This is a genomic window from Pacificibacter sp. AS14 (genome assembly GCF_038899935.1).
Lineage (GTDB): Bacteria > Pseudomonadota > Alphaproteobacteria > Rhodobacterales > Rhodobacteraceae > Celeribacter.
In genome coordinates, this window is record NZ_JBBMQI010000003.1 from 118,445 (window position 1) to 141,419 (window position 22,975).

Annotated in this window: 22 protein-coding genes and 1 pseudogene; 9 read left to right on the plus strand and 14 right to left on the minus strand. The window is 51.1% G+C overall.

All coding sequences use genetic code 11. The annotated features are described in order from the left end of the window. Positions 1–182 precede the first annotated feature (182 nt). The 7 genes from WNY38_RS04795 to WNY38_RS04825 all read right to left on the minus strand — a co-directional run bounded on the left by WNY38_RS04795 (position 183) and on the right by WNY38_RS04825 (position 6,715). Positions 183–500 (minus strand): hypothetical protein, encoded by a 318-nt coding sequence (locus WNY38_RS04795; RefSeq protein ID WP_342856197.1) that lies wholly within the window; start codon positions 498–500, stop codon positions 183–185. Positions 501–758: 258 nt separating this feature from the next. Next, a complete protein-coding gene (gene mnhG / locus WNY38_RS04800) occupies positions 759–1,130 on the minus strand; it encodes a monovalent cation/H(+) antiporter subunit G (RefSeq protein ID WP_342856198.1) in 372 nt (123 codons plus the stop codon). Then, on the minus strand, positions 1,127–1,414 hold the full coding sequence (locus WNY38_RS04805) for a K+/H+ antiporter subunit F (protein WP_342856199.1): 288 nt from the start codon (positions 1,412–1,414) through the stop codon (positions 1,127–1,129). Before WNY38_RS04805 ends, mnhG begins: the two co-directional genes overlap by 4 nt. Next, complete coding sequence (locus tag WNY38_RS04810) at positions 1,411–1,911, minus strand: Na+/H+ antiporter subunit E (protein WP_342856200.1); 501 nt, start codon at positions 1,909–1,911, stop codon at positions 1,411–1,413. The genes WNY38_RS04805 and WNY38_RS04810 overlap by 4 nt, the downstream gene beginning before the upstream one ends. Before the next feature lies 1 nt (position 1,912). Next, on the minus strand, positions 1,913–3,481 hold the full coding sequence (locus WNY38_RS04815; RefSeq protein ID WP_342856201.1) for a monovalent cation/H+ antiporter subunit D: 1,569 nt from the start codon (positions 3,479–3,481) through the stop codon (positions 1,913–1,915). Beyond that, positions 3,478–3,834 carry a Na+/H+ antiporter subunit C gene (locus WNY38_RS04820; protein ID WP_342856202.1) on the minus strand — a complete coding sequence of 119 codons (357 nt, stop codon included), beginning with the start codon at positions 3,832–3,834 and terminating at the stop codon, positions 3,478–3,480. The genes WNY38_RS04815 and WNY38_RS04820 overlap by 4 nt, the downstream gene beginning before the upstream one ends. A 1-nt stretch (position 3,835) precedes the next feature. Next, positions 3,836–6,715, minus strand: a complete 2,880-nt coding sequence (locus WNY38_RS04825) for a monovalent cation/H+ antiporter subunit A (RefSeq protein WP_342856203.1) — start codon at positions 6,713–6,715, stop codon at positions 3,836–3,838. Between the two features lie 260 nt (positions 6,716–6,975). Between WNY38_RS04825 and WNY38_RS04830 the strand changes: the two genes are divergently transcribed. From WNY38_RS04830 to WNY38_RS04845, 4 genes are read left to right on the plus strand one after another with little or no spacing between them, the layout of a single operon-like run. After that, complete coding sequence (locus WNY38_RS04830) at positions 6,976–7,611, plus strand: paraquat-inducible protein A (RefSeq protein WP_342856204.1); 636 nt, start codon at positions 6,976–6,978, stop codon at positions 7,609–7,611. Continuing rightward, positions 7,578–8,228 carry a paraquat-inducible protein A gene (locus WNY38_RS04835; RefSeq protein WP_342856205.1) on the plus strand — a complete coding sequence of 217 codons (651 nt, stop codon included), beginning with the start codon at positions 7,578–7,580 and terminating at the stop codon, positions 8,226–8,228. Before WNY38_RS04830 ends, WNY38_RS04835 begins: the two co-directional genes overlap by 34 nt. Continuing rightward, on the plus strand, positions 8,221–10,305 hold the full coding sequence (locus WNY38_RS04840) for an MlaD family protein (protein WP_342856206.1): 2,085 nt from the start codon (positions 8,221–8,223) through the stop codon (positions 10,303–10,305). The genes WNY38_RS04835 and WNY38_RS04840 overlap by 8 nt, the downstream gene beginning before the upstream one ends. A gap of 2 nt (positions 10,306–10,307) precedes the next feature. Beyond that, complete coding sequence (locus tag WNY38_RS04845; RefSeq protein ID WP_342856207.1) at positions 10,308–10,871, plus strand: ABC-type transport auxiliary lipoprotein family protein; 564 nt, start codon at positions 10,308–10,310, stop codon at positions 10,869–10,871. Between the two features lie 84 nt (positions 10,872–10,955). On the opposite strand, the gene WNY38_RS04850 is transcribed toward WNY38_RS04845, so the two are convergent. After that, positions 10,956–11,093, minus strand: a complete 138-nt coding sequence (locus tag WNY38_RS04850; RefSeq protein ID WP_342856208.1) for a hypothetical protein — start codon at positions 11,091–11,093, stop codon at positions 10,956–10,958. A gap of 99 nt (positions 11,094–11,192) precedes the next feature. Beyond that, complete coding sequence (locus WNY38_RS04855; RefSeq protein ID WP_342856209.1) at positions 11,193–12,014, minus strand: phosphocholine cytidylyltransferase family protein; 822 nt, start codon at positions 12,012–12,014, stop codon at positions 11,193–11,195. Between the two features lie 403 nt (positions 12,015–12,417). Here WNY38_RS04855 and WNY38_RS04860 point away from each other — a divergent pair, with 403 nt between their 5' ends. From WNY38_RS04860 to WNY38_RS04875, 4 genes are all read left to right on the plus strand, one after another. Continuing rightward, complete coding sequence (locus WNY38_RS04860) at positions 12,418–12,846, plus strand: hypothetical protein (RefSeq protein WP_342856210.1); 429 nt, start codon at positions 12,418–12,420, stop codon at positions 12,844–12,846. 283 nt (positions 12,847–13,129) lie between these two features. Further along, on the plus strand, positions 13,130–16,270 hold the full coding sequence (locus WNY38_RS04865; protein ID WP_342856211.1) for a methyl-accepting chemotaxis protein: 3,141 nt from the start codon (positions 13,130–13,132) through the stop codon (positions 16,268–16,270). Between the two features lie 55 nt (positions 16,271–16,325). Beyond that, positions 16,326–17,360: a chemotaxis response regulator protein-glutamate methylesterase gene (locus tag WNY38_RS04870; RefSeq protein ID WP_342856212.1), complete on the plus strand. Its 1,035-nt coding sequence runs from the start codon at positions 16,326–16,328 to the stop codon at positions 17,358–17,360. Continuing rightward, positions 17,357–17,893: a chemotaxis protein CheD gene (locus tag WNY38_RS04875; RefSeq protein WP_342856213.1), complete on the plus strand. Its 537-nt coding sequence runs from the start codon at positions 17,357–17,359 to the stop codon at positions 17,891–17,893. Before WNY38_RS04870 ends, WNY38_RS04875 begins: the two co-directional genes overlap by 4 nt. A gap of 40 nt (positions 17,894–17,933) precedes the next feature. Here the strand turns inward: WNY38_RS04875 and WNY38_RS04880 are convergent. Further along, positions 17,934–18,095: pseudogene (locus WNY38_RS04880) on the minus strand (integrase core domain-containing protein); the annotation flags it as partial. A gap of 91 nt (positions 18,096–18,186) precedes the next feature. On the opposite strand from WNY38_RS04880, the gene WNY38_RS04885 reads away from it, so the two are divergent. After that, positions 18,187–18,372, plus strand: a complete 186-nt coding sequence (locus WNY38_RS04885) for a hypothetical protein (protein WP_342856214.1) — start codon at positions 18,187–18,189, stop codon at positions 18,370–18,372. Between the two features lie 103 nt (positions 18,373–18,475). On the opposite strand, the gene WNY38_RS04890 is transcribed toward WNY38_RS04885, so the two are convergent. The 4 genes from WNY38_RS04890 to WNY38_RS04905 form a co-directional block, all read right to left on the minus strand. Further along, a complete protein-coding gene (locus tag WNY38_RS04890) occupies positions 18,476–19,330 on the minus strand; it encodes a fumarylacetoacetate hydrolase family protein (protein ID WP_342856215.1) in 855 nt (284 codons plus the stop codon). 69 nt (positions 19,331–19,399) lie between these two features. Then, positions 19,400–20,347 carry an ABC transporter substrate-binding protein gene (locus WNY38_RS04895; protein ID WP_342856216.1) on the minus strand — a complete coding sequence of 316 codons (948 nt, stop codon included), beginning with the start codon at positions 20,345–20,347 and terminating at the stop codon, positions 19,400–19,402. A gap of 66 nt (positions 20,348–20,413) precedes the next feature. Then, positions 20,414–21,421 carry an ABC transporter permease gene (locus tag WNY38_RS04900; RefSeq protein WP_342856217.1) on the minus strand — a complete coding sequence of 336 codons (1,008 nt, stop codon included), beginning with the start codon at positions 21,419–21,421 and terminating at the stop codon, positions 20,414–20,416. After that, positions 21,421–22,944 carry a sugar ABC transporter ATP-binding protein gene (locus WNY38_RS04905; protein WP_342856218.1) on the minus strand — a complete coding sequence of 508 codons (1,524 nt, stop codon included), beginning with the start codon at positions 22,942–22,944 and terminating at the stop codon, positions 21,421–21,423. Before WNY38_RS04905 ends, WNY38_RS04900 begins: the two co-directional genes overlap by 1 nt. Positions 22,945–22,975 lie beyond the last annotated feature (31 nt).

Here is a 22,975-nt window from a genome sequence, read left to right on the forward strand (position 1 = left end):
GGTGCGTTCAAGTAGCCAAATGTCAGATCGGATTTCGAATTCTTCATAGTGAAAGCACCTGTTCGGCACCCCAAGAGATTTCAACTCGTGAGACAAGTTACTGCGCAAAGCTATAGGGCCGCAGAAAAACACCTTTGATTTATTTAAAGGCCCGGATGCAGTCACGGCAATCGCAGCGGATGTCAAACGATCACCACTCGTAGTGTCCTGAAGATGCAAACTGACATTTTCAATCGCCGCAACGCGATCAACCAAAGCATTAAGGTGTGCTGCGTTGGCCTCGGCAAAAGCGTTATGACATAACTTACCATCCCAAGAACACAAAAGGCCGTCACATAAAGCCCAATGGGGTCGCTCAACGCAAAGGGTTTGATGATCAACATAAAATGCACCGCGCTTAGCACGAAAAATCCGCCAATGAACTTATGCGTCAGCTTCCACCAGTGATAGGGGATGAACAATGCCAAGGAGAGACCGACCAAAACCAAGATGCCGTTCATGCCAAACTCGCCCAAACGCCATGACAATCAATGCGGAAACACCAAAGTACTGCCCAATGATCGGAATTAGGACGCATCTGCACCAATGAGACGAAAGCAAATGGGACGAAAGCAAAAAGAGGCACCAGAACGCTCGCGACAATCAATAAGATACCAAATGGGCGTATCTGCTAAGCTCCTAAGCCTTTTCAAAACGGCCCCTAACAATTAGATTCTGTCCCGCAAAGGTTCAAACCGCACTTGCGGCTTTGCCGCACTTTAGATTTCTTGACTTTCTTCAGGTGTTTCAAGCGTTGCCCATGTGTCATCGTTCGGTGGCACAGGCGGCGTCTCACAAACACCACGGTGGATGTTCACTTTGGCGATAAAATTGGCAGAAATCGGCGCTGTGACAAAGAGAAACGCCATAATAAGCAGCTCATGGACTGAGCCTTCGCCCATAGCAAACGAATGAAGGGTCGAGGCTAACAGCAACATTCCGATACCAATGGTTCCCACTTTCGTGGGCGCATGAAGCCGAGTCATAGGATCGTTGAATTTCAAAAGCCCGATAACGCCGATAATGATAAAGCCTGAGCCGATCAGCAAAGACAGCGCCGCAAGATAAGTTCCGATAATCTCAAAAGTCATTCGATGATGTCTCCGCGCAAGATGAAACGGGCCAAGGCGACGGTGGACACAAACCCAAGCATGGCGATCAACAGCGCCACTTCAAAAAAGATCTGCGTTCCTTGTTGGATGCCCAAGACCACCACAAGACCCAGCGCGTTCACCACCATCGTGTCCAGCGCTAGAATGCGGTCTCCCGGTGTCGGTCCCAGAACCAGTCGCACCATCGACAAGATTTGCCCAAGCGCAAGAGCGACAAAAGCGATGATCAACGCGATGTCCATAACCGTTGAAGCTGTCGTCATGAGAAGATCTCCTTCAATCGATCTTGGTAACGGGTCATGATGTCGTCGCGCACGGCGTCTGGGTCATCTGTGTGCAGCACATGCACTAACAGGTTGTGCCCTTCGTCCGACAGATCCGCAGAGACTGTGCCCGGTGTCAAAGTGATCGTTCCCGCCAAAAGCGTGATGGCTTCGGGTTGTTTCAATTCAAGCGGCACGACAATCCAAGCTGGTTTCAGTTTGGAGTTGGGCACGGACAAAACGACCCAAGCCACTTGAATGTTGGCAACAATAATATCCCAAACGACCATACAACTGTAGCCGCAAAGCTTGAACAACCGCAGACTTTTCGGCGTATCAGGCCACCAAATTGATGTCCCCCACGGAATAAGAATACCTAGTATGACACCAAAAACGGCCATCCCAGCAGAGAACTCATTTTGCAAAATCACCCAAACAATGGTCAAAAGAAGTGTCAAAAAAGGATGCGGCATCAGCCATCTAAACGCGCGAACCATATCAGTGCCCCTCCTCTTGCGTGCTTGAATGATCATCGGCTACTGGCTTGCTCAGCTTACCTTCGGTGTCCAAAACCTTGGACATGTAAGGCTGAGGCGCAAAAAGCTGAGCGGCCATCGTTGTCGTATACCCATGTACCTGTCCCGCAAAGACGGACAGCGCGATCAAAAGCGATAGCAAGCCGCCGACAGCAATATAAGACAGAGCCGCTGGGCGTTCGAACTCTGATGGCGCGCCAGTCTGAGCTTCGCCTTGAGCCTTCCAAAACACAATGCTACCCGCACGAACAAATCCGACGATACCGATCAGGCTTGATCCCAATACGACGGCCCAAATCCAGATCACAAGGCCAGACTCATAGGACGCATTCAGCACCAAGAGCTTGCCAAGAAAGCCCGACAAAGGCGGCAAGCCCGCCATAGCAATCGCCCCTGCAAAGAACATTCCAGCAGTTAAAGCATTGCCTACCACAGGTGGTTGCGACGTCAGATCAAGATTGGCCCGCCCTGTGCGCACCAGATCAACAATCAAGAACAAAGCCGCCGCTGCCAAGGTTGAATGAATGGTATAGTAAAGCGCGGCTGCGATCCCTTCAGGCGTGAACAATGAGATCGACACCATGACCATGCCCATCGATCCGATAACCGCGAAGGCGACCAAGCGATCCAGTTTCTTCGTCGCCAAAACACCAACCATACCGACCACGACAGAAATCAACGCTGCAGGCATCAACCACACATCATGCAGCCCGGCTGTCACCGATAGGTCTGGCGGAAAGATCATCGTATAAACCCGAATGATCGCATAAGCACCAACTTTGGTCATAATCGCGAACAAAGCGGCCACGGGTGCAGGTGCCTCGGCATAGCTCGACGGCAACCAAAAGTGCAGCGGCACAACGGCAGCTTTGATCGCAAACACAAGCAACAACAGCACAGCCGCGACACGAATACCCACGGTGTCAGCCGCACCAATCATCGCCACACGATTGGCCAAATCGGCCATATTCAAGGTGCCTGTCTCCGCGTAGATGGATGCCAGCGCGAACAAGAACAGCGTCGACCCAATCAAATTGAACAGCACATATTGCACGCCCGCGCGCAATCGCGGCGTGCCGCCTCCGTGGATCATCAACCCGTAAGATGCGATCAACAAAACTTCGAAAAACACAAACAGGTTGAACAAGTCACCCGTCAAAAACGCGCCCATGATGCCCATCAATTGGAACTGGAACAGCGCATGGAAATGCCGCCCGCGATTGTCCCAACCAGACCCAATCGCATAGAGCAGCACAAACAGAGCCAAGACCGCAGTCAGTAAAACCATCATCGTCGACAGGCGATCGCCGACCAAAACGATACCAAAGGGTGCGGCCCAATCGCTGAGTTGGTACAGCAAAATCGTCCCGTCAGAGGCCTGTATGCAAAGCCCCAGAGCAATTGCAATCAATGCCAAAACGCCCGCGACAGAAAAACTACGCTGAATACCAATATGATAGCGCGCAGCCAAGACAATAAAGGGCGCCAACAGCGCGGGCAAAACGATGGGTGTAATCAACCAATGGGTCATGACTGTCCCTCCGCTTTAGAATTCGATGCTTCAGGCTGATCATCCACGTGATCGTCATCGGACCCCAAAAAGGCCCCCAAACCAATCATCACAACAACAGCCGTCATACCAAATGAAATCACAATAGCGGTCAGCACCAAAGCCTGCGGCAATGGATCGGTGTACGTCGTCACGCCGTCACTTAGGATCGGCGGCGCGCCAACCGTCAAACGACCGGAGGCAAAGATAAACACATTCACCGCATAGGTGAGCAAGGAAATCCCCATGATCACAGGAAACGTACGCAGGCGCAGCGTGAGGTAAATACCGCCAGCTGTCAAAATGCCGATGGCTGATGCAACGAGAAACTCCATATTACACCTCCTCCTTTGCTTGACCGCTTGTGGCGGGGGCAGGATCGTCTCTTGAAGGATCAATATCCATTGGGTATTCGCTGTCTTCCATATTGGCCCGCTTGGCCAAACGCGAGAAGCTTTCCAGCGATAGCATCACAGCGCCGACCACCGCCAAGAACACGCCCAGATCGAACAAGGCCGCAGTCGCCAATTCAAATTTATGGAACGGCGGAATACGTACGTAAGTGAAAGCCGAGGTCAAAAACGGTTTGCCGACAAACCAAGATCCGATGCCGGTGAAGCCAGCAATCAAAACGCCTGCGCCAATCACGCCGTGATAAGGGTATTTCAACCGCGAAGAGGTCCATGCAAAACCACTGGCCATGTACTGCATAACGACTGCGATCGACACGATCAGCCCCGCGATAAAGCCCCCTCCGGGCTCATTGTGACCGCGTAAGAAGATATAGAAGCCGACCAGCATAACCAAAGGCATAATCACACGCGTCACAACGACCATCATCATCGGATGCATGTCGCCTGCACGTTTTTGATCGGGTTTGCGGTTTAAAAGACGTGCACGCACAGGTCCTCCAAGCAAGGTTTCTGTCAGCGCGTAAATCAGCAAGGCTGCGATCCCAAGCACAATGATTTCGCCGTAAGTATCAAAGCCACGGAAGTCGACCAAGATCACGTTGACCACATTGGTGCCGCCGCCACCTTTGTAGGAATTCGCCAAGTGAAATTCTGAAATCGGTGTCGCAACAGACGTGCGCAACATGTAGTAATAGGCCAATCCGAACGTGGCCAAACCACCTGCAATCGCCACACCTGCGTCACGAACACGGCGCAAAACTGAGCTTTCGACAGGTGTGAATTTCGGCAAAAAGTTCAGCGCCAAAAGCAGCAAGATGATGGTGACAACTTCAACAGTGAACTGCGTCATCGCCAAATCCGGCGCACTGAAGAACACGAAACCGATAGACACCATCAAGCCCACGATGCCAATCAGGATCAGCGACAACAGGCGATTGCGGTGCATCAAAACCAACCCGCCCGTGGCTGCGACAAGCATTACCCAGCCGGCGATCACGACAGGGCTGGCCGCTTGGGCCTCGCGGGTTGGCGCGCCCAGCGTGCCTGTTGTCCAAGCATGAAAGCCAGCAGCGATGATTGTGATCGCGCCGATGGCGGCAAAACGTGAGAACGCACCATTGTGCAGTGGCAAAATCAACATGCGCGCCAGCTGGGTGACGGCTTCAACAATGGCTTCAAAGATCGGTTTGGCTTCTGGGCGCGGCGTACGATCCCAAAGGCGCAGCGCAGGATTAAAGATCGCAAGCATCACCAAACCGCCCACAACAGCGATGATGGACATAAACAAGGCAGGCACCAAACCGTGCCAAATTTTGAAATGCGCGCTTGGCAAATCGGCTGCGCCGCCCAGTACAGATGCGGTCACGAGTTTGACGAAAGGTTCTGCTACAAACGGCGCAACACCAATGACCACAACCAACACCGCCAAAATCGCCGGCGGCATCCACAAGCCGGATTTTGGATCATGTGGCTTGGCAGGGTAATCGTCGCGCACGGGGCCAAAGAACACATGCCCGATTAGACGGAAACAATAGGCGGCTGAAAAAATGGAGCCGAAGGTGGCCAGAACAGGCACCAACCAATGCGATCCAAACAGCACCGTGTGATGGGCTTCCTCTAGCATCATTTCTTTGGACAGGAAGCCATTGAGCAGCGGAATACCCGCCATCGATAACGCCGCCAAAGATGCGATCATAAAGGTCACAGGCATCAATTTGCGCAAGCCCCCCAAGCGACGGATATCGCGGGTGTGTGCTTCATGGTCGATGATCCCAGCGGACATAAACAAAGCGGCTTTGAACGTGGCGTGGTTCAAGATGTGAAACACAGCGGCCATAGCGCCGAACGCCGTGCCCGTGCCCAAAAGCATCGTGATAAGGCCAAGGTGGCTGACCGTTGAAAAGGCCAAAAGCGCTTTCAGGTCATGTTTGAACAAAGCAATCACCGCGCCGAGCACCATAGTGATCAAGCCAGCAGAGGTGACGATCACAAACCATTCGGGCGTGCCAGACAGGACAGGCCACATGCGCGCCATCAAGAAAATACCCGCTTTCACCATCGTGGCAGAGTGAAGATAGGCCGACACAGGTGTCGGAGCAGACATCGCGTGCGGCAGCCAGAAATGGAACGGGAACTGCGCAGATTTTGTGAAACACCCCAGTAAAATCAAGATCAATGCCGTCACATACAGCGGATCAGCTTGGATCAAATCGCGGTTTTGCAAAATCACGCTGAGGTCATAGCTGCCAACGATTTGGCCCAAAATCAGCATGCCACCGATCATCGCCAAACCGCCCAAGCCGGTAACGGTCAATGCCATCCTGGCACCCTGGCGCCCGGCTGGAAGATGCTTCCAGTATCCGATCAACAAGAAAGACGATAGCGATGTGATTTCCCAGAACACAAGCAAAAGCAGTATGTTGTCACTTAAGACAATCCCGACCATCGCACCTTGGAACAACAACAGATAGGTGAAAAACTCACCCATATTGTCGTCACGGCTTAGGTAATTGCGCGCATAGGCGATGATCAAAAGGCCGATGCCCAAAATCAACGTTGCGAAGAAAAAGCCCAATCCGTCCAGCATCAAGGTGAAGTTCAAGCCGAGCACAGGCATCCAATCGATGCCGACCATAACCACGCCGCCCGCAAGGACCGTGGGAAGATTGCTCATAAGGCCGATGAAGGCAAGCAACGAGACCGTAAATGTGACGCCAGCACAAGCCGAGCGGCCAGCGGAATTCATGAGGCCGGGCAAAAGCGCGCCAAAGAAGGGCAAAGCAACGATGAAAAAGAGGGACACGAGAGCTCCTTATTTGGACGTTTTTGTCACTTTGGCAAAACTAAAGCTGTTTCCCAAGACTGCAAGGCCATTTGACAGAATTCGCCGAGAATTACGCACTTATTAGTATAGTCGATTTCAACGCTAAAAAGAATTGGGTAATCGCACCCTCTAAGCGCTCAGTCTACGGGCCATCCACCTATTGCGCACTTGGATCGGAAACGCGACAGAGCCATTCAACAGCTATGGTATGCTTATCACAACACCGATACAGTACCCCCATGAACGATGTGCAGACACTTGCCCCCGAACACTTTTTGGTTTGCCCGCAATGCGATGCTGCCTATGTCTTGGCACGCCCCAAGACGGGCGAACGCGCGACCTGCGCGCGATGCCACACCGTGCTCATTCGAAACATGCGCGAAGCAGGCATACAGGTGATTGCATTGTCTTTGGCCATCGCGATCTTGATCGTGGCTGCAACGTTTTTCCCATTTTTGACGATCAATGCCGCGGGTGCGAGCAACTCAGCGTCCTTGTTGGATGCAGCTTTGGCCTTTAGCGACGGCCCCTTGGTGGCCTTGTCATTGACAACTGCCGCATTGATTGTCGTAGTCCCGTTTGTGCGCGTTACATTGGCGATCTACGTGTTATTGCCGATGGTATTAAGCCGAGCACCCGCACATGGCGCGATGCAGGCGTTTCGTCTTTCAGAGGCGCTCAGGCCATGGTCTATGGTAGAAATATTCGCGCTCGGATGCGCTGTCGCTTTGATCAAAATAAGCGACCTTGCAGATGTCACGTTCGGCCCAGCATTTTGGATGTTTGCCGTGCTTGTGGTTTTGGTTGTGATACAAGACAATTTGATTTGTAGGTGGTCAATATGGGACTCTCTGGAGACACCCAAGTTATCTTAAGCGCAAAAGACATCAATGTAATTGCGTGCACACGTTGTACCCGTGCTTGGCCACGGGGCACCAAGGTCTGTGGGCGTTGCGGTGCATCTATACGACCCAGCAACCACAAAAGCTTGCAACGGGTTTGGGCGCTATGGTTGGCAGGCCTTATGTGTTACATTCCCGCGAATATGTACCCGATGCTGCAAACCCGTACACTATTGCAGGTGCAACAAGACACCATCGTCGGCGGTGCGATCGAACTTGTCCATCACGGCGCTGTTGGTATTGCGCTGATCATTTTGATCGCAAGTGTGGTCATTCCACTTAGTAAATTTATTGCCATCGCTTTTCTAGCAATCTCCGTCACCAAACGATCGTCGATGTCTAATCACCAAAGACAGCTCTTGTTTGAAGTCGTGGAAGCCGTCGGTCGATGGTCGATGGTCGACATCTTCGTCGTTGCGATTATGTCTTCGCTGGTGCAATTGAACACTCTAGCAGCAGTCAATCCTGGTATGGCAAGTCTGTTTTTTGCCCTATCTGTGATTTTCACCATGCTTTCGGCGCAAGCCTTCGATACCAAAATGATTTGGGACACGCCCCAAGAGCGCCAAGGAACGATTGAACATGACTGACACTCCCACAACCGTCAACATCGAGCCTGCGCGCGGATCGTTACTGAGCCGACTTTCCATCGTCTGGATCGTTCCGATGCTGGCCTTGGTGATTGCCCTTGGCGTGGCATGGAAATCCTATAACGACCGCGGGCCACTTATTTCTATCGAGTTTGAAAACGGCGCAGGCATTGCCAAACGCGAAACGGAACTGCGGTATCGTGATATCGCTGTTGGCGTTGTTGAAGACGTCAAATTCTCCTCAGGCTTAGAAACGGTGGTCGCCTTGGTGCGACTTGAAAAAGACGTGGCCCCGTATGTTGATAGTGAGGCCGCATTTTGGGTTGTGCACCCCGAGCTCAGCGCACGCGGCGTCACGGGGCTGGATACAGTTTTGAGCGGCGTATACATCGAAGGCTCGTGGGACAGTGATATCGTTGGCGCGCAAGATCATTTTACCGGATTATCCGACGCGCCCTTGTCGCGCCACGGTAAAGAAGGCTTAGAGATCACTCTACGCACGACAGCTGGCGGTTCTATCACCGACGACAGTTCGATCACTTTTCGTGGTATCGAAGTTGGTCGGGTCGGAACCGCAACCATTTCCGAACAAGGCAATTTCGCCACTGCCAAAGCGATTATCTATCATCCGCACAGTCGACTAATTTCGCCGTCGACACGGTTCTGGGACACCTCTGGATTTACCTTTTCCGTTGGCCCAGGTGGTGCCGAGATCGACTTTTCATCAGTCGCCACTTTGATCGGCGGCGGGCTGACCTTCGATACATTTGTGTCGGAGAACGGCATCGTGCGCACAGATGCTGAGTTTGATGTCTACGAAGATGAAACTGCGGCTCGAAACAGCCTTTTCAATGCCTCAGAAGTTGAAGTGCTGGAAATGCGTGTTGTTTTTGATGAAAGCGTATCGGGATTGGCCGTCGATGCCCCTGTTGAACTCAACGGACTGCGTATCGGCAAAGTGCGCAGCGTTTCAGGCGTTGTCGGTCAAGATGCGTCTGGTGCGCGCCGCGTTTTGTTGAATGCAGTTTTATCCATCCAACCTGCCCGTCTAGGATTGCAACAAAACGTAACCCCTGAAGGCGCATTAAAGTTTCTGACTGGACGCATCAACGAAGGACTGCGCGCGCGCCTTGCCTCCTCCGGGCTTTTGTCTGCGGGGCTCAAAATCGAACTGGTTCAAGTTGAAGATGCACAGCCCTATGCAGTCGAATCGGGCCCCGGCATTGTTCCGATCATTCCAACAACCGACAGCCAAATTTCCGACGCCACGGCCACAGTCGAAGGCGTGGTCAATCGGATCAACAACCTGCCGATAGAAGCGTTAATGTTCAGCGCAATCAGGTTGCTGAACAGTTCAGAAGCCTTGATTTCGGATGAAGATCTGCTTGAAACGCCACAAGATTTACGTGCACTCTTGAGCGACGTTCGCGGCATTGTCGGCTCTCCAGATCTACAAAACATCCCAATCGCTTTGAATGCAACTATCAGCCGTTTCGAGATCCTTTTGACCCAACTAGAAGAGGGACAGATGGCGTCCAAACTGGTCTCAGCTCTCGACGCCGCTGCCAAGGCCGCAGACGGCGTGAACACGTCCGTGGAAGGTGTGCCTGCACTCATCACGCAGCTTCAAGCCGTTGCAGCAAAAGCGGAAAGCTTGCCGCTTGCTGATCTGACAACACAACTGACGGCACTTACATCATCTGCCGATCAAATTCTTGGCACCGAGGCTGCAAAAAGGTTGCCAGCAGACCTCGGCACCGCATTAAATGAAATCAATGCGACCTTGGCGGAACTTCGCAAAGGTGGAGCTGTAACCAGCATTAACGAAACACTTGAATCCACCCGCAAGGCCGCCGATGCCGTTGCGGTTGCAACCCAAGACTTGCCCACATTGGTGGGACGTATCCAGCGCGTTTTGACACAAGCCAGCACCACCATTGAAGGGTACAATAAAGGCGACGTAATCAGCCGCGATGCACAAACCGCATTGCGCGACATTTCGCAGGCGGCAGACGCTATGACGTCGTTGGCACGCATGCTAGAACGCAATCCAAGCTCACTCATTCGAGGACGATAACGATGACCTTTTTTAAAGCTGCCCTTGTTGGGATCACCCTTGTCCTCGCCTCTTGTGGCACAACTCCAGATCGCTATGCCGTGACGCCTCCTAATGTGACAGAAAAGGTGCGTATCGGATTTGGTTCTGTTGAGGTCCGCGATGTCTCGTTGCCAACATATGCCGCAGCCGATGAAATCGTTGTTCAAGATGCCAATGGAAAACTGATCCCAAGCGGCTCAGCGCTTTGGGCAGATAGCCCAGAACGTTCCGTTGCGCTGGAGCTGGCACGCAACCTTGCAAAACTTTCAAGCGCCCGCGTCGCTTCTGAACCTTGGCCGTTTGAGGCCTTCCCTGACGCCCGCTTAGAAGTTCGTTTCGAAAGTCTTGTTGCTCAAGCCGAAGGACAATTTCGCGCCACGGGACAATATTTCGTTGGCGTCACAGATGAGCGACGCGAGCGTTCAGGCTTATTTGATCTTGTTGTGCCGTTCGACACCTCAGGCGGCCCTCAAGCCGTGGCGCTTGCACGCGGTCAAATCATTCTTGATCTCGCGGTATATATCGCCAGCAAAGGGCTCAAATAGTGTAAATCCGTTCTGCTAGACGGACATAAGCCTAAAGGCCTTGGCTGGCCGCAGATGTAAAAGTCTCCTGCCAGCCAAAAGACCCTATTTAACCTTTTTTCCACCTATCGAAATCAGCGGTTTGCCCGCGCCCGAGTTGGCCGCGGCCAACACTTTTGCTTTTTCGGCTTTCGGTTTCTTGGTCGCTTTATTACCTCGATTGGCATTGTTGCCCTTAGCCATAGTTTGTCCTTCCAATGTGCAGCGCGCCTGTATCACACCGACACAAGCTGGCTGCAGCGTCTCATAGCGACCCTAAAGTCACTGCGAAAAAAGAGTGTTCTATATAGGGGTTACGCCTCGATCTTTCGCATCATCCAATGCCTTTTGTTGGCCACGCGACATCGTCATAAAAGGCCTTGTAAACAGTGCATTTGCCGTAGCGAAATCTTCTTCGTTGTCGACTTCCGTCCAATCCAAACCAGTAATATCAAGCGCATAGAAATCAGTGCCCTTGTCTATCAAGATCCCATAAGCCGCATCACAATGATCTTGGATATGACTGGGGTCGTCCAACATCTTTTCAAGTTCGGAAAATAATATCTTGCCCGTTTTTGAACTGATCTTTTCGATCCCGATCAAGCCGCCGACCGCATTCTCAGAATTCAAAACACCACCTATGTGAGTTACGTGCATGTCTTCATCGATCGTGACTTTCACCCCATCTCCGGCGGGCATGATGTTGCGATCAATGCACAATGCGTTGGGCTGGTAGCTGTCCATGAGCCGGCGTAGAATTTTTGTATCAAACACAACATTCGCGTCGAGCTTAATAAAATCGGCCATACCAATAGCCGGTGCGGCCAACATCAACGAATAGCCAGTGTTTGTCGTATTGTAGCGTTCATTGAGTACATATGTGACACGAATACCGCGAAACGTTTTATCTACGAATTTCTTGATGTCGTCTGCTTTGTGCCCCAGCACCAATACAAATTGAGAAATGCCGCAGCTTAGACAATTTCGAATTACACGCTCCAAAATAACGGTGCCGCCAACAGATAACAAACTTTTGGCACCTGCTTCCGTGTTTAGGCTCAGTCCAAATCCTGTATTTGCGGCCAAGATGACCGCAATGGGAGGGCGTTTGGTCTCATAACTCATGGTAAAGTATCCTTTTGCCATCACGGGAATGGTCTCTAATTGGGGTGGATATCTTGAAACTCACGTCTCCACTTTTTTACAAAACCACACATTTTCTTCCGTTGGCACGGGACGGATTGAGGCTCAGGAATCTTCATTTCGAAAAAACCATCACGCTGCGCAATTCTGAGCCATTCGATTGAATGCGACAAAAATTGCAGAACGCGTCGAGCACAAAAGAAGACGGGCAATGTTGCGATTGAAGAATACGTGTAGTCAAAGGCCGAATCGCTTTAGTCAGTGACGCAGGAGTCATTTAAACCTGCTCGCAATCAGCCGACATAGTCGCAGAACATAGATTCCGAAGGAGTAGACCTCAACAGACGTCTCTGGCTCCTCTTGGCGCATCTTAAGATGGCTCCTCTTGGCGCATCTTAAGATGCAATCTTATGGACCAAAACAAACAATAGCAAGAACTGGATGTGTATTTGGCAACCTGTTGCCTGCTTTGTATTCTCTTGATCAAACCTTTGAACGCACAGCCCTACAAAGAACAGGTCGTGCCACATATAAAATTACGGTCTTTGACAATCCGTCTCACGCGGCGTTTGGTGCAGCAGGCCTGATAAATGGCCCCCCTGTTTGCACCCAATTTCTAAACGGCGAGGCCGCGCAGGGTCTTGTAATTATTTCAAGCTGGGAACTCTTTTTCTATCAAAGTGTCGACGCTTGGTCGCTTTTCTCAAATACAGCGAACGACGAAAATTTTCTGCGTCGCTCACTGCTCAAAAACGAGAGAACGCAAAAAGACCCCCTACCTTTATTAATTCTGGAATATTGGTTGAAATTTTAAAACACACTTTAGTCTTCGCATGGCTAACCTACACGCTCATTTGCCGGAATTCTGAAACCCAAACGACCCCAACTACGCGTTCTACCGAAAGCGCAGTCCAAGCGTGTAGCTATCTACAATTCTGAAACCGTCAAACTCAGAAAATTTCGATTTATCGGATATGACTTAAACGAATCTTCACGCCTTCAGGGCATTTCTCAAAGCATGCGGACAATCGCGTCCGGACAGTACTGCAACTCGCAATGGACCTCTTTGGACAATTATCCTACGCGATGAGGAGAGAATGATGAACGTTTTTAAGAAGATCAAATTGGCACAAAAGCTGCCTATTGTCATGATTGGCTTAACGGCTTTGGCAATTTGCACATCGGGGTTTATTTCTTACACCCACGCATCTCGGGCACTCCTGGTAGAAGCCGAGGAGCAGCTCTCAACCATCGTAGAAGCACGCCAAATAGAGCTTCAGTCATGGTTAGAGGGTGTCGACATCGATATTCGTGGCCAAGCGAGTAGTCCGACGGTTCTTTCTGCCACACGCGGGTTTGGCGAATCATGGCGCGCCCTCGGCGGTGATCAATTGACCTACCTTCAAGACGCATACATCGACAAAAACCCAAACATCGAAGGTGAAAAGCACTTCTTAGACTTTGCTGAAGATGGTTCAGGCTACAGCCGAGTCCACAAGCTGTATCACTCCTATTTTCGCAAACTCGTTGATGAAAAAGGCTATTATGACGTCTTTATTTTCAACTTGGACGGCGACCTAATCTACTCTGTGTTCAAAGAACGCGATTTTGCCACGAACTTTGTCGACGGCCAATTCAAAGACACAGGTTTGGGCGCCGCGGTACAAACCGTTTTGGCAGCATCAACTGATCCGGCGGCGAGTGACGGAACAAAAATTGTCTTTCAAGATCTTCAAGCTTATGCGCCCTCTCATGGCGTGCCCGCATCTTTCATCAGCTCACCAATCATAGACCGCCGCGGCACGACCAAAGGAATAATTGCGTTCCAAATGCCTTCATCCAAGATTGATACGATCATGCAACGCAGCACTGGTCTTGGTGAAACAGGCGAAGCGTATCTTGTTGGCTCTGACATGAAATTGAAAAGCAATTTGATCCACGCGCAAGACAATACTGTGTTGCTTCAAACCGTAGAAAACCAAGCTGCCAGCAAAGCGCTCGCAGGTGAAACAGGTTTACTGCGTGAAATTGAGGTAACTGCCGAAATTGGGCAAGCTCACGAACACCTCGCCGCCTATCGCCCGATTGATTTTCACGGTGTCCGTTGGGGACTTGTTGTAGAACAAACCGTCGGTGAAATTCTGCTCCCAGCCAACCGCTTGCGCAACGAAATGCTACGCGATGGTTTAATAATGATTTTCGCCGCAGCCGTTATCACTTATCTAATTTCCCGTGCTATCTCCAATCCTTTGACTCGTGTAGAACAGTCTATGCGTAAGGTATCCGCAGGCGATTACACTGGCGATGTTCCAGGCACCGATCGTGGCGATGAAATTGGTGGTATAGCCAACGCTCTCGATGAGTTCCGAAACGCATTAAGTCGAGCAGAGCAAGCAACGAGCGACGGCTTGTTTAAGGGCGCTGCTTTTGAAGGATCTTCCGCCGCCTTGATGATGATTGATCAAGATTTCAACATTACTTATATGAACACAGCGGCGCTTACTCTTATGGGAGACCACGAGCAAACCTTCCGCGGAATTTTCCCTGACTTTGATTCCAAAGACATCGTTGGTAAAAATATCGATATCTTTCACAAGTCACCTGAACACAATCGCAGAATTTTATCAGACCCCACAATGATGCCTTACGCCACGGATATCAAAGTTGGCGAGATCTACTTCTCACTGGACATTAACTCTGTCATTGACCTCGAGGGTCAGCAAATTGGCTGCGTGTTGGAGTGGAAAGATGTTACTGAATTCCGAACCAGCGCCGCAATCATTGCCGCTTTAGACGCCAATCAAGCAAAGGCCGAATTTGATTTGTCTGGCAATCTGATCTGCGCGAACAAAAGCTTTGTACGGATGGCTGGGATTGACGCAACAGACTTCGTAGGACTCAAACATGATGATCTGTTCAAGTTTGTTCCTGCAAAAGCAAGCAAATATGGACCGGTATGGGAGCGATTACTTGATGGCGAGAGTATTTACGGGCGTTTCAATCTAGCATCAAAGGACGGCGACACCTCAGTACTGGACGGCACATTCTGTCCTGTCAAAGACTCCAACGGCAAACCATTTCGTATTATTTTACTAGGTAACGACATCACAGAGAGCGATAGAGCGCTCAGCAATGCTCAGTTCGATCAAGAAAAAATGAAAGCCGAGCAAGATACAGTCGTCGAGGGGCTAAGAGTCGGTTTGAAACGCCTTGCTGAAGGTGATCTGACAAGCACGATTTCGGAGCCATTTGCTCAAGACTACGAAACACTCCGCAATGATTTCAACCTCGCGATGACAAACCTATTGGACGCGATGAGCAGCGTTGTTGAAAATGCCACTATGATCCGTGGAGAAGCTAGTGAAATTTCCAATGCGGCGGATGATCTGTCTCGCCGCACCGAACAGCAAGCTGCGACTCTGGAAGAAACTGCCACCGCACTAGATCAACTTACATCATCCGTTAGCTCAGCTGCCGAAGGCGCAAATCAAGCGAGCAACATGGTAGCCTCAGCCAAAGCTAACGCTGAAGCGTCCGGTGTGGTGGTACAAGAAGCCGTTGAAGCGATGAGCGAAATTGAGACTTCTTCGAATCAAATATCAAAAATCACCTCAGTAATTGACGATATTGCATTCCAAACAAACCTCCTTGCTCTTAATGCTGGCGTCGAAGCGGCGCGGGCTGGCGAAGCCGGCAGAGGGTTTGCCGTTGTCGCCTCAGAAGTTCGCGCTCTTGCACAAAGGTCTTCTGAAGCAGCGCGTGAGATCAATGATCTCATCTCAAAGTCAGGCGCATTGGTGAAACGTGGTGTTGGTCTGGTGGGTGAAACAGGAGATGCTCTGAAAGGTATTGTTAGTTCAGTATCCGAAATTGCAAACAACGTTTCTGAAATTGCAGATTCATCTCGAGAACAGTCAAGCGGATTGGCGGAGATCAACGCTGCGGTAAATCAGCTCGACCAAGTCACCCAACAAAATGCAGCTATGTTTGAGGAAACCACGGCCGCGAGTCATGCTCTCACAAGAGAAGCAGAGAATTTGAATGTTACGACATCGCGGTTTTCAATCAGCTCCGCTGAAACACACAAACCATCCTGTGTTGTGACGGCAGACTTTGCACCTACGGTTCAGGACGTCACCGAACCCGAAGTTCATACGAAGGCGAGCACTAAACGCATTGTCAATACACCAGTTCACTCTGCAGAAAACCTCATCAGCGATGATTGGGAGGACTTCTAGACCAACTTGAAGCTTGGCTAAAAACAACTAAAGACAAACAATACAGGAATGTCATGTGAACCAATATCGTGTACTTATAGTCGATGACTCTCCCACGATGAGGCGTCTGATCCGCTCTATTCTTGAAAGAGACTCGAGAATATTAGTCGTGGCAGAAGCCGGAACCGCACGCGAAGCGCGAGATGCAGTCAACACATATAAGCCAGACGTAATTTCGCTTGATGTCGAAATGCCTAACATGAGCGGTTTGGAATTTTTGGAAAGGTTGATGCGGCATAGGCCAATGCCTGTTGTGATGGTTAGTACTTTGACAAAAAAGGGTAGTGCAATTGCCGTAGAGGCGCTTTCTCTTGGGGCCATTGAATGTATTGAAAAACCAAGGCTTGGTCAGCAGCGGGATACTTTCTCGAAACTGGCCGACTCGATTGTATTGGCGGCTCAAGCCAGAGTCGGTGTACGCCCCTCGAGACAACTCACGCCCGCTGGTAGCCAACTTAGAAATTTCAAGAGAATTTGTCTGCTTGGCGGATCGACTGGAGCGGTTGATGCCTTGGAACGTGTCTTACTAAGGTTTCCCGAGAACTGCCCACCGACACTAGTGACACAACACATGCCCGAGCCGTTTCTGGTCAGTTTTGCCACGAGACTAAACCATGTAGTTGCTCCCAGAGTGTCGTTGGCAGAAGACGGGCAAAAACTTCTACCAGGAAATATCATGATTGCCCCCGGTGGAGATTTTCATTTGAATGTTTCTACTAAACCTGAATTCCACGTCACTTTACTAAAGGGGCCTCCAGTTTCCGGTCACCGTCCGTCTGTCGATTCTATGATGCTGTCCGCAGTTCATGCAGCACCTCAGATTGTTGCTGGAATCTTGACAGGTATGGGAAGTGATGGAGCTGAAGGTATGCGAGAGTTAAGAGCTAACGGAGCTAAGACTTTGGGGCAATCGAAAGAGACTTGCGTCGTCTTTGGCATGCCAAAAGTAGCCGGGCAATTGGGAGGAATTGAAAAATGGGTAGATATCGACAAGTTCGGTGATGAAATGCTTGATTTAGCAGAAGTTCCAGTCCGAGCGGCTGCCATATGACAAATGCTTCACAAAAAACTTCACAAGGAAAATCAATATATATTTCACAAGGGGAATTTGCTGTAGATAGTTCACCCGAAGTGACCATTTCCACTATTCTCGGGTCTTGTATTGCTGCATGCATATGGGACCCCGTTGCAAAAATTGGCGGAATGAACCATTTTCTGCTACCGGACGGACCCAAAAACTCAGATGGAGCTTTCAGTTCGTTTGGCGCCAACGCCATGGAACTGTTGATCAACACATTGACACGCTCTGGCGCTCAAAAAAATCGCCTTCGAGCCAAGGTCTTTGGGGGCGCGGAAATGTACCGTGGCCTTACAGATGCCGGAGACCGCAATGGCGAATTTGTTCTAAAATATTTGAAGCTCGAAAACATTCCATGTGATGCTCAGAGTTTAGGCGGATCGCAAGCAAGACGCGTGGAATTCAACCCTGCAAGTGGGCGAGCGCGTCAGAAGCTAGTGGAAGACGCCCGCATCGAAGAAACCGTTCCAAAAGTGTCGTCGTGCAGTGATGTCGAATTATTTTAACTGCAAACTAGTGCTCTTAACCTACTCCCCAAAGAGACGGCTAATTTTGGCTATCTCTGTTCAGGCTTTGGTCCCGCTTTGACCGGTTGGCATATTCCGCTGGAATCAGGCCAGTGAGGCTTGAATGTGGGCGCTTGTGATTGAAGTTTCTGCGCCATGCCGCCACCAGATTGTGGGCATGGCGCAAGCTGTCGAACAGATGCGTTCACGCGCCGGGTACTTTTAACCAATCCATCGAAGTACACATCAGGTTCTAGCCAGCTGCAAGCTTCAGCGCCTTTCGGGAATGTGGTTTGTCGCGATCAAAGGACTTTGAAGCCGTGGTCAAACGCAACTCAGAACTGATCCACCAAATCGATGACGGCGTGGATCTTGTTTTTGAAGACATTCAAAAAGTCGGCAAAACAATGGGTGAGTTTCTGCTCAATCAACTGAAAAATCCGTCAGATGCGCCACTGCAATTTATCGATACGCCTTAAAGCATAGACGCAGCGCGACTGGGTTTTGGTCAAGCCGCTGCGGCTCAGGCAGGCCGACCAGCCTCCCGCCGATCAGCCCACCCACCGTTCGCAAAGACACTGATTACGCGTGTTTAACGCGCTGTGTTTGAACACCAAGTTTATCAATGCCAAGGCGAAGCGTTTCACCGCCAGACAGGTATTTCGGCGGCGTCAAGCCCATGCCAACACCTGGAGGTGTCCCAGTGGAGATGACATCGCCTGGCTGCAAGCTCATGAACTGCGAGCAGTAAGCAATGAGGTGTGGAACTTTGTAGACCATCGTCGACGTTGACCCATTTTGGTAACGCACGCCATCAACCTCAAGCCAAAGCCCAAGCGCATCAAAATCGCCAACCTCGTCTGGCGTCACCAGCCAAGGACCGGTCGGACCGAAGGTGTCACACCCTTTGCCTTTGTCCCAAGTACCAGCGCGCTCGATTTGATATTCACGTTCAGACACATCATTAATGACACAGAACCCTGCGACGTGATCCAGCGCATTGGCCTCGTCGATGTAGCTACCGCCTTTGCCAATCACGATACCAAGCTCTACTTCCCAATCGGTCTTTTTCGACCCACGCGGAATAAGCACATCATCATTTGGACCAACGATCGCGGATGTCCACTTGTTGAAAATAACCGGTTCTGGTGGAACGTCTAGACCGCTTTCGGCAGCGTGATCGGCGTAGTTTAAACCGATGCACACGAACTTGCCCGTTTGACCAACACATGATCCGAGACGTAAACCGTCCTGCGGTGTGCCATCAACAATCGGCAGGCTATCAATATCTAGGGCTTTTAGACGTGCAATAGTTTCGGGCAGCAGGGTCTCACCCGCAATATCTGTTACGTGATCCGACAAGTCACGGACCCGTCCATCTGCATCAAGGCAACCGGGCTTTTCTTGACCCTTGGGGCCGTAGCGCAATAGTTTCATGTGGTCCTCGGACTTTTAAGAAAGGTGGGTATCGCAGCCCCCAGTTGAGGGGCTACGACGATGATAAAATCAATCGTAAAGAACAGCCTGAATTTCGGCGTTATCGATGTTGGACTGATCGTAGTAGTAGAAACCAGTGTCGATGATCGCAGGAAGCGTTTCACCGTTGTAAGCTGCAAGAGCGGCTTTCACAGTTTCATAACCAATGCCAACTGGGTTCTGTGTGATCGCACCAGCCATCAGGCCTGCACGGATCGCATCAGTTTGTGCCTTACCAGAATCGTAGCCGATGATGGTCACGCCTTCGGTGCCCATTTCGCGAGCTGCGTTCACGATACCAATCGCTGAGCCTTCGTTGGTTCCGAACATGCCTGCAAGATCAGGATTCGCAATCAAGATCGCTTTAGCAACTTCTGTAGATTGCAACTGATCGCCTGCGCCGTACTGAACGCTGACAACTTCAATGTTAGGGTAGTGAGATTCGATTTGGTTCAAGAAGCCATCACGACGGTCAATACCTGTACGGCTTGTTTGATCGTGCGCCACAACGGCAACTTTACCAGTCCCACCAAGGAATTCAGCCATTTTGTCAGCAGCCAAAGCAGCAGCAGCTACGTTGTCTGTTGTCGCAGTGGATGCAGGGATGTCGCTGTCTACACCACTGTCAAACGCGATGACGGGGATGCCAGCTTCAGCAGCTTTGCGCAAAAGTGGAATTGCGGCTTGGCTATCGAGGGCTGCAAAACCGATTGCAGCAGGGTTGTTTGCCAAAGCAGCAGCCAACATGTCGATCTGACGATCAACCATAGTTTCATTGTCTGGGCCTTCGAATGTGATGCGAACACCGAATTCTTCAGCAGCTTGATCAGCGCCAGATTTCACAGCTTGCCAGAACTGGTGCTGAAAGCCTTTTGAAATGAGTGGGATGTAAAGTTCATCCTGAGCAAATGCGGCTGGCGCAGATGCGATTGCAATGGACGCACTCAGTGCGGCGACGAGGGTACGACGTGACAACATGATGGTTCCTCCTAAGTTGTCGTTTGTGCAGCCCGGATCTCCTCCCGGACGACGAAATTTTAGTCTTTAGTTGGCGTTCTTGCGGCGCATCATATCGGCGTAGACGGCCAGAATGATGATCGCGCCGGTTACGACGGTTTGCCATTCTTGAGCCACGGACAAGACGCGCAGACCATTGGTCAACACAGCCATAATCAACGCGCCAATGAGCGAGCCAAGAATAGAGCCGCGCCCACCCGAAAGCGACGTGCCACCGATGACAACCGCTGCAATGGCTTCAAGTTCGTATCCGAGACCCAACGCAGGTTGTGCCGAGTTCAGACGTGAGGCAATCAGCAAGCCAGCGATGCCTACGATAGATCCCGCAAGCGCATAGATCGCGATTTTCCAACGGTCCGTGTTCACACCAGACAGACGCACAGATTCCTCATTCGACCCAAGTGCAAAGCAGTAGCGACCCAGCACAGTGCGGTTCAAAATGTAGGCGGTGACGCCTGCAACAATGAACAAGATCAACACACCATTGGGAATTGGTAGGCTTGGAAGAACCTCACCGATCAATGAACCACGAGAAATTTCGCTGAAACCCGGCGTGTCGTTGAAATAGATCGGACGCGTGCCAGAAATCACAAGGCTTAGACCTTTGAGGATCAACATCATGCCAAGGGTGGCGATGAACGGCGGAATCGCCATTTTGGCCACAAAGCTACCAGAACATGCCCCACACAGCGCGCCAGTCAGGATCGCAGCGAGCACGCCCAGGGGCAGCGGTAGGCCTGCATAGGTCAGCACAACGCCGGTGATCACAGCACAAAAAGTCATCATCGTCCCAACCGACAAATCGATACCGCCAGTGATAATCACCAAAGTGACCGCAATCGCCAAAACACCGTTCACAGACGTGGCCTGCAAAATGGCGAGCATATTAGAGGTCTGCATAAAGTTAGGGGAGGCGATTGAGAAGCCGATCAACAGCACGATCAAGCTGGCGAAAGCCAAAACGCGCTGGTGCGTGCCTGCCGCAATGATCTTTGAAAGGGTCGATTTAGGGGCATCAACTGCTGTCGTTGTCATTATAGGTCCTCCAATGCACTCAACGCGCTATCGCGTTGCGTGGCCAATTCCATAATCTGTTCTTGTGTGGTGCCTGCGCCGCCCGGCAAAATGCCTGTCAGCCGCCCTTCGCACATCACCGCGATGCGGTGGCTGAGACGCATGACTTCAGGCAACTCGGACGAGATCACGATGATCGCACGGCCCTGAGCCGCGAGATCTTCAAGCAAAGCGTAAATTTCTGATTTTGCGCCGATGTCTATTCCGCGTGTTGGCTCGTCAAAAATGAGCACATCACAGTCACGCAACAGCCATTTGGCGATCACGACTTTTTGCTGGTTCCCTCCAGAAAGCAATCGCACGTCTTGCATGTCAGACGGTGTACGAATGCCCAGTTTTTCAATGTAATCAACCGCGACATCTTTCATCGCGCCCTCATCCAAAACGCCTGCGCGGTTGGTGAATTGTGTAAGATTTGCCATCGCCACGTTGGCACGTACGGTCATATCGACGGCCAGACCAAAGTGCTTGCGATCTTCAGATAGGTATCCGATCCCAGCCTCAACAGCGGCATGGGGTGTGCGAATATCAACCAGCTGACCTGCAACGAAAATTTCGCCACCGGCACGCGGATCCGCGCCAAAGATGATCCGAGCGACTTCTGTACGCCCTGCCCCCATCAAGCCAGCAAAGCCCAGAATCTCACCTTTGCGGAGATTAAAACTGACATCGCGCACCTCTTTGCCACGCGACAAGTTGCGCACATCCAAAGCGACGGGATTTTGCGATGTATCAGGAATATCAGGCGCGTTTTGTGTGACTTCACGACCGACCATCAACTGGATGATTGTCTTGAGTGGGGTCTCTGCTGCCTCTACGGTATCAATATAGGCCCCATCGCGCAGGATCGTGACTCGGTCTGCAATGCGTTTGATTTCGTCCATACGGTGGCTGATGTACACGATGCCAACACCGTCGGCCTTGAGCTTGTCGATAACCTTGAACAGCTCGGAAATTTCAGTGTCGTTCAACGCAGCCGTCGGCTCGTCCATAATCAAAACACGCGGATTATAGGACAGTGCCTTGGCGATTTCTATCAATTGTTGACGTGCAATCGTCTGGGTGCCGACCTTCGTGCGCGGGTCCATCGCCAAATTGAGCGAAGCAAAAATATCTGCTGTTTTGGCATTCAACGCAGGCTCATCCAAGCGCCCAAAACTGCGACGCGGTTCGCGCCCAATCAGCACGTTTTGCGCGGCAGTCAGATCATTCATCAAGCTGAGCTCTTGGTGGATGATGCCGATACCAAGGTCTTGCGCGGCACGCGGGCTGTCGGGGGAAACAGATTTACCGTCAACAAACATCTCGCCGCCATCGGGCACATAGATGCCGGACATGATTTTCATCAGGGTCGATTTACCCGCACCATTTTCCCCCATAAGGGCGTGGACTTCGCCAGGCTTAAGATCGAATTGCACTGCCTTGAGCGCATGAACGCCTGGAAAGCGTTTTTCAATCCCCTTCATCTCGACCAGATATGTCATATTTTTTGGCCCTCCCAAACCTGTGGTTGCA